We start from the raw sequence: 13,428 nt of genomic DNA on the forward strand, positions 1-13,428 counted from the left end.
GGGACGGGCGGGAGTCAGGGACGGGCCGTGGTCAGCTCGGCCGCGTGGCGCAGGGCGGTGAGCAGGCTGGTGTGGTCGGCGGTGCCGGTGCCCGCGAGGTCGAAGGCGGTGCCGTGGTCGACGCTGGTGCGCACGAAGGGCAGGCCGAGGGTGATGTTGACGCCGTGCTCCAGGCCCAGGTACTTCACCGGGATCAGCCCCTGGTCGTGGTACTGCGCGACGACCACGTCGAACTCCCCCGCACGCGCGCGCATGAAGACGGTGTCGGCGGGCCAGGGCCCGCTGGCGTCGATGCCCTCGGCGCGGGCGGCGCGCACGGCGGGGGCGATGATGTCGAGGTCCTCGCGGCCGAAGAGGCCGTTCTCGCCCGCGTGCGGGTTGAGCCCCGCCACGGCGATGCGGGGAGCGGTCGTGCCGCACGCGCGGCGCAGGGCCTCGTCGGCGAGGCGGATCGTCTCCAGCTCGCGGGCGACGGTGAGCGAGTCGATCGCGGTCCGCAGCGACTGGTGGACGGTGACGAGGACGATCCGCAGGTCGTCGTTGGCCATCATCATCGCGTAGCGCCGGGTGCCGGACAGCTCGGCGAGTATCTCGGTGTGGCCGGGGTACGGGAGACCGGCGAGCCGCAGCGCCTCCTTGTTGACGGGCGCGGTGACCAGCGCCCGTACCTCTCCCGCGAGGGCGAGCTCGATGCCGCGGCGCACGTACGCGAAGGAGGCCGCGCCCGCACCGGCGTCGAGGGTGCCGAGAGCGGGCTCCGCCGGGAGGGCGGGGCCCTCGGGCAGGACGTCCAGGACGCCCGGCGTACGGCCCGCGCCCGCCACGCCCGCCGACCCCGCCGCGTCCCGTAGCGGGCGCACCCGCAGGGCGACGCCGGTGGTGCGGCAGGCGCGGGCGAGCGTGCCGGGGTCGCCGACGACGAGGACGGGCGCGGGCAGCCGCGGGTCGGCGCAGGCCCGGACGGTGATCTCCGGGCCGATGCCGTGCGGGTCGCCCATGGTGACGGCGAGCGGGCGGCCGGGCGGGCGGCCGTTCTCGGGGTGGGTCATCGGGGGCCTCCTGCCGCGAGCAGCCGGGTGAGGCGGACGAGGGTGCCGTCGTCGCCGAAGCCGCCGGCCTTGACGAGGACGGGGATCCGGGGCACGCGCGCGTGCTCCCCGTGCAGGGTGCCGCGGGCGATGCCCGGTTCGGGTTCGTCGTACAGCTCGATCCCGGTGCCGCCGAGGGCGACGAGGACGGCGGCGGCGGTCTCGCCCCCGGTGAGCACGAGGCCGTCTGCGCGGCCCTCGTGCACGGCCGCGCGGCTCTCGGCGACGAGCCGGCGAAGCAGCGGGGCGGGGTCGCCGGCCCGTTCCTCGGGGGTGTGCACCGCGGCGGCGTCCAGAGGCCGCAGCGCGGCGAGTTGGCGGCGGCTGGCCGGGTGGGCGCTGCCGACGACGGCCAGGGGGCGGTGTACGGGCGGGAGTCCGGGGCGCGGTGCGGCGGCGGGGGTACGGGGGTGGCGGCGGGCCAGGGCGTCGGCGAGGCCCGGGGAGCCGACCCAGAGGACGTCCTCGGGGCGGGGCACGGCGGCCACCAGCGCGTCCAGGTCCGCGTCCGTGGCCGCCGAGCAGACGAACACCCCGCCCTTGTCCAGCTGTGTGAGGGCGTCCGGGGAGAGGTCGTCCGGGGCGAGGGTGAGCAGGGTGGCCTCCGGCAGGAGGCGGGTGAGGTCGGCGGTGCGCACGGGGTGCGCCGGGTCGCGGGCGAAGGCGCTCTCGTCGACCCGTACGCCCCGCACGTACTGCACGCCGTCGACCGTCGTGCGGCCCTCGGCTGGGAACGCGGGGGCCAGGATCGCGGTGCGGCGGCCCGATCCGGCGAGCGCGGCGCGCAGTTCGGCGGCGACGTGGCCGCGCAGGGTCGAGTCGACGGTCTTGAGGAGCAGCCCGGCGCCCGCGCGCGCGTACGCCTGCGCCGCCTCCCGCATCCGGGCGGCGGCCGTCGTCTCGTCGGTGATCCGGGTGCCGAGGTCCACCGCGGTGACCCCGGCGTCGAGCGTGACGGGCCCGGTCGGCGCGGCGAAGCGGACCAGGGCGCGGTGGCCGGTCCTGCGGAAGGGCGCGGCGCCGTCGGCGGCGCTGGTGAGGTCGTCGGCGAGGACGACGACGCTGAGCGGACGAGGAGGAGTGGAGGTGGGAGCGGGTTCGGAGGTGCGAGCGGCAGGCATCGGCGGGTGGGTCCCTCGGGTGGGTGCGCGGGCTGGACGGCGGTCGACCCGGCCGACCCGGTCGCGCCGGTCGACCCGATCGTCTCGGACGGCGGCCGCACCACCGTCCGTGACGCGATCAACCCTGCCCCCGCACCCGGCCGCGGGACAAGCGGTTCCGGCTCACTCCGCCGACGGCCCGCCCTCGGGCCCGGTCGGCCGAGCTGGGCCGTCCGGGACCGTACGGGACCGCGCGGACGCCCCGTACCGCACCGGAACGGGCCGTCGGCGCCGGGAGGCGATGCCGGGGGGGCGACGCCGAGCGCGCTGCCGCCGGGCAGCGGGATCACCCATGCCGCACGACGGTGCTCGGGAAGTCCACCTTCGCCTACCAGCGGGTAGCGCCCGAGGACGAACCCCGGCCCGGCCGGGAACGTGACGTCCGTCCTGGCCAGGGCGGGGAGCGAGCTGGCAGGATCGCGGCCATGCCCGCCGCACTGTCCCGCACCGCCCGCCGTCGCCTCCTCCAGGTCTCGGCGGTGCTCCTGGTGCTGGCCGGGCTCCTCGTCTGGTGGCTGGCGCCGTTCGGCCCGACCAAGCCCAGCGGGCACATCACCTTCAGCACCGGGGTGCCCTCGGGCGTGTACCAGCGTTACGGAAAGCTGCTGCAGCAGTCCCTCGGCCGCGATCTGCCCGATGTCTCGATAACGCTGGAGAACAGCGAGGGGTCCCAGCAGAACCTGGCCCGGCTCGCGTCCGGAGAGGCCGACTTCACGGTGGCGGCGGCGGACGCCGTGGCCCAGTACCAGCGCGACCGCAGGCCGGGCTTCGAGAAGCTGCGCGGCGTCGCCCGGCTCTACGACGACTACGTCCAGGTGGTCGTCCCCAAGGGCTCACCGGTGGAGACGGTGTCCGATCTGCGCGGTCTGCGAGTCGGCGTCGGACAGCCGGGCTCGGGCGTACGGCTGATCGCCGACCGGATGCTCGCGGCGGCCGGGCTCACCCCGGACGTCGACATCGTGCCGGTCTCGGCCGGCATCGACACCATGCCGGGCCTGATGGAGGAGCGGAAGCTGGACGCGTTCTTCTGGTCCGGCGGACTGCCCACCATGGCCGTGCAGGACCTGTCCGAGCGGCTGCCGATCCGCCTCGTGCCGCTGGACACCTCCCTGGTCGACAGCCTGCACGACGTGGGCGGCTCCACCCGCTTCTACCGCTCGGCGACCATCCCGGGCGACGCGTACAGCCTGGCCCAGAGCGGGAACCCGGTGGACACCGTGGCGGTGGCGAACATCCTGGTCACCACCGAAGACGCCGACCCCGACCTGGTGGAGGGCATCACCCGTACGGTGATCGCGAGCCGTGACGGCATCGGCAACCAGGTGCACCCGGCGCAGCTGGTGGACCTGCGGACGGCGATCTACACGGAGCCGCTGCCGCTGCACGAGGGCGCCCGGCGCTATTACCGCTCGGTGAAGCCGTAGCCGTAAACCCGGGGAAACCCCGTACGGCCCTCAGGGTCCCGCCGGACCCGTCCTCGGGGTCCCCGTCCTCGGGGTCCCCGTCCTCGGGGTCTCCGCCCTCGGGTCCTCGCGCGGCACCCCCACCGTCACCCTCAGCCCGTGCGGCGCGTTCCGCCCGTACGTGAGGGTGCCGCCGCCCGCCGCGAGCAGCACCCGCGAGATGGACAGGCCGAGGCCGGAGCCCTTGACGTTCTGGTGGCGGCCCGAGCGCCAGAAGCGGTCGCCGACCCGCTCCAGTTCCTCGTCGGTGAGCCCGGGGCCGTGGTCCGCGACCTGGATCTCGACGGTCGCCCCGCCCGGCGCGAGCCGGGTGGCGACCGTCACGTCCTCGCCGGCCGGGGTGAACTTCAGGGCGTTGTCGATCACCGCGTCGAGCGCGCTGGAGAGCGCCACCGGGTCCGCCCAGGCGGTGACGGCGGCGGTGTCGGCGGTCAGCGTGACGCCCTTGTCGTCGGCGACAGGCCGCCAGGACGCGACCCGCTCGGCGGTGAGCGCGCCGATGTCGGTGAGCCGCAGATCGGCGGCGGTGTGCTCGGCGAGCGCGAGGTCGAGCAGGTCGTCGAGGACCTGGGCGAGCCGCTTGCCCTCGGTGCGCACGGAGGCGATCTCCTCGTTGTCCTCGGGGAGCTCCAGGGCGAGCAGTTCGATCCGGAGCAGCAGCGCGGCGAGCGGGTTGCGCAGCTGGTGCGAGGCGTCGGCGACGAAGGCCCGCTGCTGGTCGAGGACGTCCTCGACATGGTCGGCCATCTCGTTGAACGAGCGGGCCAGGCGGCGCAGTTCGGGAGGTCCGCCGGCGGCGGCCACGCGGGAGTTCATCTGTCCGGTGGCGATGTCGTGGGTGACGGCGTCGAGGACGCGGACCGGCCGGAGCACCCAGCCGGTGAGCCGGAAGGCGGCACCGACCGCGAGCAGCATGGCGGCGGCCTCACCGGCGAAGATCAGCAGCCAGCCGCGCAGGATCCGGGCCCGCAGATCGCCGGTGGGCGAGTCGGTGACGACGACGGCGGTGACGTCCCCGTCCCGGACGACCGGGGAGGCGACGATCAGCCGGGCGTCGCCCTGCCAGGGCCAGACCTGGGCGGGGTCGTGGCTGCGGCGGCCGAGCAGCGACTCGTTGAAGGCGCGCCTGGCCTCGCCCTCGTACGGGACGACCCAGTCGTCCGGCGCGACGGCCATCGACCGGTTGTCACGGTAGAAGATGCCGGCCCGGATGTCGTACACCTCGTGGTAGCTGGCGAGTTCACCGCTCAGCAGCGAGCGGCGCTCGTCGGGGCCGAAGCGGCTCTCGCTGACGAACTGGGCGAGGGCGGCGAACCGGGCGGAGTCGTCGAGCCGGTCGACGACCACCCGCTGCTGCTCGGAGGCGGCGGTGCTGGCGGCCAGCGGGAAGCCGAGGGCGAGCAGGACGCCGGCCATCAGGACGATGAGGAGCGGGAGGAGTCGGGTGCGCACGGGCGGGCGGGGGCGGGGCGGGACTACGCGGCGGGCGCGACGAGGCGGTAGCCGACGCCGCGGACGGTCTCGATGAGGGCGGGCATGCGCAACTTCGAGCGCAGGGAGGCGACATGGACCTCCAGGGTGCGACCGGTGCCCTCCCAGTTGGTCTGCCAGACGTCGCTGATGATCTGCTCGCGGCGGAACACCACACCGGGCCGCTGGGCGAGCAGCGCGAGCAGGTCGAACTCCTTGCGGGTGAGCGGCACCACCTCGTCGTCGACGCTGACCCGGCGGGTGGGCAGCTCGATGGTGACGGCGCCGAGCCGCAGGGTGCTGTCCTCGGCCGTACCGCCCTGGTCCTCGCCGCCGGAGCTGCGCCGGCTGACGGCGTGGATCCGGGCGAGGAGCTCGCCGGTGTCGTAGGGCTTGACCACGTAGTCGTCGGCGCCGAGGTTGAGGCCGTGGATCCGGGAGCGTACGTCGGCGCGCGCGGTCACCATGATCACCGGGGTGCTGGTGAGCTTCCGGATGCGTCCGCAGACCTGGTAGCCGTCCTGGTCGGGCAGGCCGAGGTCGAGCAGGATCACCCCGTACGAGGGGCGCTCGCCGTGCGCGGCGGGCAGCACGGCCTGCAGCGCCTCTTCGCCGTTGCGGGCGTGGGTGACGCTGAAGCCGTGCCGCGCGAGGATCGCGGAGAGCGCGGCTGCCACGTGGTCGTCGTCCTCGACGAGCAGCAGTCTCATGGGGCCCTCCTTCGTGATCGCGCGCGGGCTCGCGGGGGTGGGGGTGCGGCGGGTAATGACTATCTGTGTACCAGGGCGTGAACAGCAGGGCCATCCCGTTCACTCAGAGTGTCCGGATGCGATCGTATCGTTATGCTCAAACTTCGCTCAGATGTGGTGACGCTCCGTACTCCCTGTCTCTAGTGTCCTGTCCAACCGAGCAGGACGGAGCGAGAAGCCGATGAGCGGAGTGTCAGTGACCAAGAGTTCGGGTTCGGGTCCGGAGAACGCCGTACCGGCCACGGACGAGCTGGTCGTGCTGTCCGACGTGAACAAGCACTTCGGCGCGCTGCACGTGCTGCAGGACATCGACCTGACGATCCACCGGGGCGAGGTCGTGGTGGTCATCGGACCGTCCGGGTCCGGCAAGTCGACGCTGTGCCGCACGATCAACCGCCTGGAGACCATCGACTCCGGCAGCATCACGATCGACGGCCGGCCGCTGCCCCAGGAGGGCAGGGAGCTGGCGCGGCTGCGGTCCGACGTCGGCATGGTCTTCCAGTCCTTCAACCTCTTCGCGCACAAGACGGTGCTCGAGAACGTGATGCTGGGGCAGATCAAGGTCCGCAGGACCGAGAAGAAGGCGGCGGAGGCCAAGGCCCGCGCGCTGCTGGACCGGGTCGGCGTGGGCACCCAGGCCGACAAGTACCCGGCGCAGCTCTCCGGCGGCCAGCAGCAGCGTGTGGCGATCGCCCGCGCGCTGGCGATGGACCCGAAGGTCATCCTGTTCGACGAGCCGACCTCGGCGCTCGACCCGGAGATGATCAACGAGGTCCTGGACGTCATGCAGCAGCTGGCGCAGGAGGGCATGACGATGGTGGTCGTCACCCACGAGATGGGCTTCGCCCGCTCGGCCGCCGACCGTGTGATCTTCATGGCGGACGGCAGGATCGTGGAACAGGCCGGCCCCGACGACTTCTTCAGCAACCCGCGCAGCGACCGTGCCAAGGACTTCCTGTCGAAGATCCTGCACCACTGACGTGCATCACCGATGTGCACCGCAGACGTGCACCACTGACGCGTGCCCCGCAGACATGCGCCACCGAGGCGTACGGGAGCGGGCGCACCGAAGTGCACGGTGGTGCACGGGAGGCGCGCCGCGCGTAATCCTCGGTGACAGCGAGCGACTTGCTGCACACTGACGATCAACGACGATCAACTACCCACGACCTGAGGGATGTTCACGATGAAGCTCCGCAAGACCGCGGCCGTGGCCGTCGCCGTGCTCGCCCTGACCGCGACCGCCTGTGGCGGCAAGGAGGGCTCGGCCGGCGACAAGCCCGCCACGAAGCCCGGTGACGCCGCCGCCCCCAAGCTCCCCACCTACACCGTGGCGAGCGGCGTGACCCTGGACTCGCCGACCTTCAAGAAGGCCAAGGAGCGCGGCAAGCTGGTCATCGGCTCCAAGGCCGACCAGCCGTACCTCGGCTTCGAGGACCAGGCGACGAAGAAGCGCTCCGGCTTCGACATCGAGATCGCCAAGATGATCGCCGCCGACCTGGGCTTCTCCGAGGACCAGATCGAGTGGAAGACGGTCGACTCGAAGCTCCGCGAGACCGCCATCTCCACCGGCCAGGTCGACTACTACGTCGGCACCTACACGATCAACGACAAGCGCAAGGCGCAGGTCGGCTTCGCCGGTCCGTACTACAAGGCCGGTGCCGACCTCCTGGTCCGCAAGGACGAGACCGCCATCACCGGGCCGACCACCGTCAAGGGCAAGAAGGTCTGCTCGATCACCGGCTCCACCCCGCTCCAGGAGATCAAGAAGCCGGAGTACGGCGCGGAGACGGTCGAGCTCGGCAAGTACTCGGACTGCGTGCAGCAGCTGCTCACCAAGCAGGTCGACGCCGTCACCACCGACGACTCGATCCTCAAGGGTTACGCGGCCGCCAACGCCGGCAAGCTCAAGGTGGTCGGCAAGCCGTTCACCGAGGAGCCCTACGGCGTCGGCATGAACAAGGACGACAAGGTCCTGCGCGACAAGGTGAACGACATCCTCGAGAAGTTCGAGAAGGACGGCACCTACAAGAAGATCTACGAGGCCACCCTCGGCCTCTCGGGCTCGGCCTACACCGAGCCGCCGGCGGTCGCCCGCTACTGATCCACCCCGATTCCGGTCCTGAGCCGGTACTGAAACCGGCGTGAGCGCCCCGTGGCCCCGTCCCCCTCCCCTCGGGGGCGCGGGGTGCTCCGCCCTTCGCTCTTCGCCCCCGTACGCCTGCCTCACGCAAGCCCGCCGCCGACTGCCGACGCGGAGTCCTCATGAACGTACTGCTCGACCATTTCGCGGAGTTCCGCAACGGATTCATAGGAACCGTGGAGATCACCGCCGTCAGCTCGGTGATCGCGCTGGTCCTCGGCATCGTCGTGGCCGGCTTCCGGGTCTCCCCCGTCCCCCCGCTGCGGGCCTTCGGCACCGCGTGGGTGACGCTGCTGCGCAACACGCCGCTGACGCTGCTCTTCCTGGTCTTCTTCTTCGTGGTCCCGGAGATCCTCTTCCCGGGCATGAGCCCCTTCGTGCTCGCCTCCCTCGCGCTCGGCTTCTACACCTCCTCCTTCGTGTGCGAGGCCGTCCGCTCCGGCATCAGCACCGTGCCGCTGGGCCAGGCCGAGGCCGCCCGCTCGCTCGGTCTGACCTTCTCGCAGACGCTGCGCATGATCGTGCTGCCGCAGGCCACCCGCACCGTGCTGCCCCCGCTGAGCTCGATCTTCATCGCCCTGACGAAGAACTCGGCCATCGCCGGCGCCTTCAGCGTCACCGAACTCTTCGGCTGGCAGACGCTGATGAGCGAACAGGGCTACGCGATCATCCCGATCTTCCTCTGGGTCGCCGCCGCCTATCTGGTCATCACCTTCGCCATCAGCGGACTCTTCCGACTCCTCGAGCACAACATGGAGGTCGCCCGATGAGCGCCAGCGTTCTCTTCGACGCCCCCGGCCCCAAGGCCAAGGTCCGCAACCGGATCTACGCCGTCCTCGGCAGCCTCGCGATCCTCGCCCTGCTCGTGGTCAGCGTGATGCGGCTGAGCGACAAGGGGCATCTCGCCCCCGAGATGTGGGACATCTTCAACTACGCGGGCATCCGGCAGAACATCGCCGACGCCCTGCTCGCGACCCTCAAGGCCTTCGGCCTCGCGGCCGTCGGCTCCCTCGTCCTCGGTGTGCTGCTCGCCGTCGCCCGGATGTCCGACCACGCCGCGGTGCGCTGGGTCGCCACCGGCTTCATCGAGGTCTTCCGCTCCATCCCGCTGCTCATCACCATCTTCGCGGTCTGGGTCGCCTTCCTCACCGACTACTCGATGTGGGCGCTCGCGCTCGGCCTCTCCGTCTACAACGGCTGTGTGCAGGCCGAGGTGCTGCGCGCCGGTGTCAACGCGGTGCCGCGCGGCCAGCGCGAGGCGGCCTACGCGCTCGGCCTGACCAAGACCCAGGTGATGACCAGCGTCCTGCTGCCACAGGCGGTCCGGTCGATGCTGCCGACGATCATCAGCCAGCTGGTGGTCACCCTCAAGGACACCTCGCTCGGCTTCGTGATCCTCTACCCCGAGCTGCTCTACTCGGCCCGGCTGATCGCCTCCAACACCCTGGTCAACGGCCAGTACCCGTACGTCTCCGTGATCGTGGTCTTCGGCGCCATCTACATCGCGCTGTGTCTGGCCCTCTCGGCGCTCGCCACCTGGATCGAGCGGCGCGGCCGCCGGGCCAAGACCGGCATCAAGGTCGCGGACCCGGTCGTGACCGCCGTCCTGCCCGCCCAGGCCACCGCGGAGGCCGTGGACACCGCCGACGGCGCGGCGGCCGGACCGGCCGCGGGACCCGCCGACGGCCCTGGCATCACGAAGAACTGACGGCATGTGACATCATCCGGGGGCAGTGGCGACGCCGCTGCCCCCGCTCACTTGACGCACGCACCCCCAGTGGGTTGCATACGTTCTGTGATCAAGCTCCGGGCCGGCGCCGCACGCCGCTGTGCAACCCGCATGACCGTACGGCCTCGCAAGCCTTCAGGAGCCGCGCCGTGGATCCGGTGATCATCGTGGGCGCGGGGCCCGTCGGCCTCGCGCTCTCCCTCGCCCTGGCCGCCCAGGACGTACCCAGCGTCGTCCTCGACGAGAGCGCCGGCAAGGAGGAGCCGCGGCCCGCCCGCACCGTGGTGCTCCGCGCCGACATGGCCGCCCTCCTCGAACGCCTCGGCTGCGCGACCCTGCGTGACGAGGGTCTGCGCTGGGTCGGCTGGCGCGCGATGCGCCGCCACCGGCAGACCCGTCAGGTACGGCTCGACCTGGGCCTCGGCCCGAGCCTGGGCGACGGCGGCTCCGGCGCGGACGGCACGGAGGGCGAGGCCGCCGGGCCCGCCGCCCCGCTGCACGTCCCCCAGCACGCCCTGGCCCGCGGCCTGCGCGACGCCATCGCCCTCCAGGACCTCATCACCCTGGTCACCGACTCCCGGGTCGACACCGTCGAACAGGACGCGCACGGCGTCAGCGCCCACACCCGCGGCCCCGACGGCACCTGGTGGCGCGGCAGCCATCTGGTCGGCTGCGACGGCGCCCGCTCCACCGTCCGCAAGCTGCTCGGCATCCGCTTCCCCGGCCGCACCGCCGTGGAACGGCACGCGGTCGCCGCGCTGCGCACCGAACTCCCATGGGCCGGCGAGGCCCTGTTGCACCGTCAGCCGCCGTGGCGGGGGGTCGGCGACGAGATCAGCGCCCGGCCGCTGCCGGACGGGGTGTGGCGGATCGACTGGCTGCTGCCGCCGCGCGGCGACCTGGTCACGCCCGACGCGCTCGTCACCCGGATCCGCGACACCCTGGCCGGCTGGTGCGAGGGCACCACTCCGGCGTACGACCTGATCGACACCGGCGTCTACACGGTGCACCACCGGCTGGCCAAGCGCTGGCGGGTGGACCGGATCCTCCTCGCCGGGGACGCGGCGCATCTGCTCGGCGCGGTCGGCACCCAGGGCTTCGACGAGGGCCTGCGGGACATCGACAACCTGGCCTGGAAGCTGGCGTTCGCCTGGCACCACCGGGATGCCTCGCCGGTGCTGCTCGACAGCTACCAGAGCGAGCGGCGGGCCGCCGTCGCCGGTCTGCTGCGCGCCGCCGACCAGGCGCTTCCGGTGCTGCGCGGCGGCGGGGGGCTGCGCACGATCCTGCCCGGCGGCGGCCGGAGCCACGACATCCTGCTCACCGACGGGCATCTGGGCCGCGGCCCGCTCGGCGCGCTGCCCGCCTATCCGCACTCTCCGCTGGCCCCCGAACCCGCCGAGGGCCGGATCCCGGTGGGCACCCCGGACGGCGCGCCGGTCGAGGACGTCCGGGTGACCGCGCCCGACGGCGCGACCGTACGGCTGCGCGACCGGTTCGGCCACGGCCGGCTGCTCGTGCTCCTGATCGCCCCGGGCACCGGGGTGTGGGACCGGCGGCACTGGGTGAGCGCGGGCGTGATGCCCCGGCTGGCCGAGGCCGTGGACGCGCTTCCCGCCCCGGCCGAGCTCCTGGTCACCGAGGCCTACCCCGGCGCCCCGGCCCACGCGGTCCTCCTCATCCGCCCGGACGGCCACCTGGCCGCCGCCTTCAACGGCGTGCGCCCGGCGGAACTCCACGCGGCAGCCGACGCGGTGCGAGGCGGCGCCCCTGCCCCGGACGACCCGAAGGTCCCCGACGCGGAGGCAGAGGCGGAGGCGGGAGCGAACGCGGCCGGAGCGGGCCGAGGCGACTGACCGCGCCGGTCCTGGAGGCGGCGGGCCCGAGGTGAGGGGCCCTTGTCTCGCCCACACGCCCTAGAAGGGCTCCTCCAGGCCGTCGGTGTCCTCGCCCTCCTGCTCCAGGGCCTGGCGGACCACCCGCAGGGCCATGCCCTCCGGGTAGCCCTTGCGGGCGAGCATGCCGGCGAGGCGGCGGAGCCGGCGGTCGCGGTCCAGGCCGCGGGTGGCGCGCAGCTTGCGGTCGACGAGCTCGCGCGCCCGGGTCTCCTCCTGGTCGGAGTCGAGCTGTTCGACCGCCTCCTGGATCAGGGTGGGGTCGACGCCCTTGGTGCGCAGCTCCCGGGCGAGCGCGCGGCGGGCGAGGCCCCGGCCGTGGTGCCGGGACTCGACCCAGGCCCCGGCGAAGGCCGCGTCGTCGATGAGCCCGACGTCCTCGAAGCGGGAGAGCACCTCGTCGGCGATCTCGTCGGGGATCTCCCGCTTGCGCAGGGCGTCGGCCAGCTGCTTGCGCGTGCGGGGGGTTCCGGTGAGCAGGCGCAGGCAGATCGCCCGCGCCCGCTCAGCCGGATCCTGGGACGACAGCTCCTTCTCGGCCCTCGACGAGTCGGGGCTGTCGTCCGGCCATTCGGTGCGACCGGTCACCGGGTCAGCTCTTGGCCGTGGTGGCCCTGGTCACCTTGGCGGCCTTGGCAGGGGCCGGGACGGACTTGCCCGTCTCGTCGCCCGCCGCGTCCGTGCCGCTCGCCGCGTCCTTGCCCGGCTCGGCCGAGGGCTCCTCGGGCCGGACACCGACGCCCAGCTTCTCCTTGATCTTCTTCTCGATCTCGTTGGCGAGGTCGGGGTTGTCCTTCAGGAAGTTGCGGGCGTTCTCCTTGCCCTGGCCGAGCTGGTCGCCCTCGTAGGTGTACCAGGCACCGGCCTTGCGGACGAAGCCGTGCTCCACGCCCATGTCGATCAGGCCGCCCTCGCGGCTGATGCCCTGGCCGTAGAGGATGTCGAACTCGGCCTGCTTGAAGGGGGGCGCGACCTTGTTCTTGACGACCTTGACGCGGGTGCGGTTGCCCACCGCGTCCGTGCCGTCCTTGAGGGTCTCGATGCGGCGGATGTCGAGCCGCACCGAGGCGTAGAACTTCAGCGCGCGGCCACCGGTCGTGGTCTCCGGCGAGCCGAACATGACGCCGATCTTCTCGCGGAGCTGGTTGATGAAGATCGCGGTGGTCTTGGACTGGTTGAGCGCGCTGGTGATCTTCCGCAGGGCCTGGCTCATCAGACGGGCCTGGAGGCCGACGTGCGAGTCACCCATCTCGCCCTCGATCTCCGCGCGCGGGACGAGCGCGGCGACGGAGTCGATGACGATGAGGTCGAGGGCGCCGGAGCGGACCAGCATGTCGACGATCTCAAGGGCCTGCTCACCGTTGTCCGGCTGCGACAGGATGAGGTTGTCGACGTCGACGCCCAGCTTGCGGGCGTACTCGGGGTCGAGGGCGTGCTCGGCGTCGACGAAGGCGACCTGGCCGCCGGCCTTCTGCGCGTTGGCCACGGCGTGCAGGGTCAGGGTCGTCTTGCCGGAGGACTCCGGGCCGTAGATCTCGACGACACGGCCGCGCGGCAGGCCGCCGACGCCGAGGGCGACGTCGAGGGCGGTCGACCCGGTCGGAATGACCTCGATCGGCTCCTTCGAGCGCTCTCCCATGCGCATGACGGCACCCTTGCCGAATTGCCGTTCAATCTGTGCGAGCGCGGCGTCGAGCGCCTTCTCGCGGTCGGTTCCTGCCATGGGTTCCA

Annotated in this window: 12 protein-coding genes; 6 read left to right on the top strand and 6 right to left on the bottom strand. The window is 72.7% G+C overall.

Annotation, left to right across the window (positions count from 1 at the left end):
* Nucleotides 1–14: 14 nt before the first annotated feature.
* Together pdxA and AB0C73_RS13715 are read right to left on the bottom strand one after the other, a co-directional pair.
* Nucleotides 15–1,049 carry a 4-hydroxythreonine-4-phosphate dehydrogenase PdxA gene (gene pdxA / locus AB0C73_RS13710; RefSeq protein WP_362528635.1) on the bottom strand — a complete coding sequence of 345 codons (1,035 nt, stop codon included), beginning with the start codon at nucleotides 1,047–1,049 and terminating at the stop codon, nucleotides 15–17.
* Nucleotides 1,046–2,209 carry a four-carbon acid sugar kinase family protein gene (locus tag AB0C73_RS13715; protein WP_362528638.1) on the bottom strand — a complete coding sequence of 388 codons (1,164 nt, stop codon included), beginning with the start codon at nucleotides 2,207–2,209 and terminating at the stop codon, nucleotides 1,046–1,048. The genes pdxA and AB0C73_RS13715 overlap by 4 nt, the downstream gene beginning before the upstream one ends.
* 464 nt (nucleotides 2,210–2,673) lie before the next feature.
* Between AB0C73_RS13715 and AB0C73_RS13720 the strand changes: the two genes are divergently transcribed.
* Nucleotides 2,674–3,672 (top strand): TAXI family TRAP transporter solute-binding subunit, encoded by a 999-nt coding sequence (locus tag AB0C73_RS13720; protein WP_362528642.1) that lies wholly within the window; start codon nucleotides 2,674–2,676, stop codon nucleotides 3,670–3,672.
* A 30-nt stretch (nucleotides 3,673–3,702) separates the two neighbouring features.
* On the opposite strand, the gene AB0C73_RS13725 is transcribed toward AB0C73_RS13720, so the two are convergent.
* Nucleotides 3,703–5,163 (bottom strand): HAMP domain-containing sensor histidine kinase, encoded by a 1,461-nt coding sequence (locus AB0C73_RS13725; protein WP_362528645.1) that lies wholly within the window; start codon nucleotides 5,161–5,163, stop codon nucleotides 3,703–3,705.
* 23 nt (nucleotides 5,164–5,186) lie between these two features.
* A complete protein-coding gene (locus AB0C73_RS13730; RefSeq protein ID WP_362528647.1) occupies nucleotides 5,187–5,891 on the bottom strand; it encodes a response regulator transcription factor in 705 nt (234 codons plus the stop codon).
* Between the two features lie 289 nt (nucleotides 5,892–6,180).
* Between AB0C73_RS13730 and AB0C73_RS13735 the strand changes: the two genes are divergently transcribed.
* The 5 genes from AB0C73_RS13735 (at nucleotide 6,181) to AB0C73_RS13755 (ending at nucleotide 11,658) form a co-directional block, all read left to right on the top strand.
* A complete protein-coding gene (locus AB0C73_RS13735) occupies nucleotides 6,181–6,909 on the top strand; it encodes an amino acid ABC transporter ATP-binding protein (protein WP_362528729.1) in 729 nt (242 codons plus the stop codon).
* 207 nt (nucleotides 6,910–7,116) lie between these two features.
* On the top strand, nucleotides 7,117–8,034 hold the full coding sequence (locus tag AB0C73_RS13740) for a glutamate ABC transporter substrate-binding protein (RefSeq protein WP_362528650.1): 918 nt from the start codon (nucleotides 7,117–7,119) through the stop codon (nucleotides 8,032–8,034).
* A 161-nt stretch (nucleotides 8,035–8,195) separates the two neighbouring features.
* On the top strand, nucleotides 8,196–8,843 hold the full coding sequence (locus tag AB0C73_RS13745; protein WP_362528652.1) for an amino acid ABC transporter permease: 648 nt from the start codon (nucleotides 8,196–8,198) through the stop codon (nucleotides 8,841–8,843).
* Complete coding sequence (locus tag AB0C73_RS13750; RefSeq protein WP_362528654.1) at nucleotides 8,840–9,781, top strand: amino acid ABC transporter permease; 942 nt, start codon at nucleotides 8,840–8,842, stop codon at nucleotides 9,779–9,781. The genes AB0C73_RS13745 and AB0C73_RS13750 overlap by 4 nt, the downstream gene beginning before the upstream one ends.
* A 170-nt stretch (nucleotides 9,782–9,951) precedes the next feature.
* Entirely contained in the window at nucleotides 9,952–11,658 is a 1,707-nt protein-coding gene (locus AB0C73_RS13755; protein WP_362528656.1) for an FAD-dependent monooxygenase, read from the top strand.
* 60 nt (nucleotides 11,659–11,718) lie between these two features.
* Here the strand turns inward: AB0C73_RS13755 and recX are convergent, their stop codons facing one another.
* Together recX and recA are read right to left on the bottom strand one after the other, a co-directional pair.
* Nucleotides 11,719–12,285 carry a recombination regulator RecX gene (gene recX / locus AB0C73_RS13760; protein ID WP_362528658.1) on the bottom strand — a complete coding sequence of 189 codons (567 nt, stop codon included), beginning with the start codon at nucleotides 12,283–12,285 and terminating at the stop codon, nucleotides 11,719–11,721.
* Nucleotides 12,286–12,289: 4 nt separating this feature from the next.
* On the bottom strand, nucleotides 12,290–13,420 hold the full coding sequence (gene recA / locus AB0C73_RS13765) for a recombinase RecA (RefSeq protein WP_362528661.1): 1,131 nt from the start codon (nucleotides 13,418–13,420) through the stop codon (nucleotides 12,290–12,292).
* Nucleotides 13,421–13,428: the final 8 nt, after the last annotated feature.

Origin of the sequence: Streptomyces sp. NPDC048623 (assembly GCF_040650755.1) — a bacterium.
Classification (GTDB): domain Bacteria; phylum Actinomycetota; class Actinomycetes; order Streptomycetales; family Streptomycetaceae; genus Streptomyces.

Coding starts and splice junctions, on each gene's coding strand:
- AB0C73_RS13730 (WP_362528647.1), bottom strand. CDS start 5,891: ATGAGACTGCTGCTCGTCGAGGACGACGACCACGTGGCAGCCGCGCTC.
- recA (WP_362528661.1), bottom strand. CDS start 13,420: ATGGCAGGAACCGACCGCGAGAAGGCGCTCGACGCCGCGCTCGCACAG.
- AB0C73_RS13750 (WP_362528654.1), top strand. CDS start 8,840: ATGAGCGCCAGCGTTCTCTTCGACGCCCCCGGCCCCAAGGCCAAGGTC.
- AB0C73_RS13715 (WP_362528638.1), bottom strand. CDS start 2,209: ATGCCTGCCGCTCGCACCTCCGAACCCGCTCCCACCTCCACTCCTCCT.
- AB0C73_RS13740 (WP_362528650.1), top strand. CDS start 7,117: ATGAAGCTCCGCAAGACCGCGGCCGTGGCCGTCGCCGTGCTCGCCCTG.
- AB0C73_RS13720 (WP_362528642.1), top strand. CDS start 2,674: ATGCCCGCCGCACTGTCCCGCACCGCCCGCCGTCGCCTCCTCCAGGTC.
- AB0C73_RS13745 (WP_362528652.1), top strand. CDS start 8,196: ATGAACGTACTGCTCGACCATTTCGCGGAGTTCCGCAACGGATTCATA.
- pdxA (WP_362528635.1), bottom strand. CDS start 1,049: ATGACCCACCCCGAGAACGGCCGCCCGCCCGGCCGCCCGCTCGCCGTC.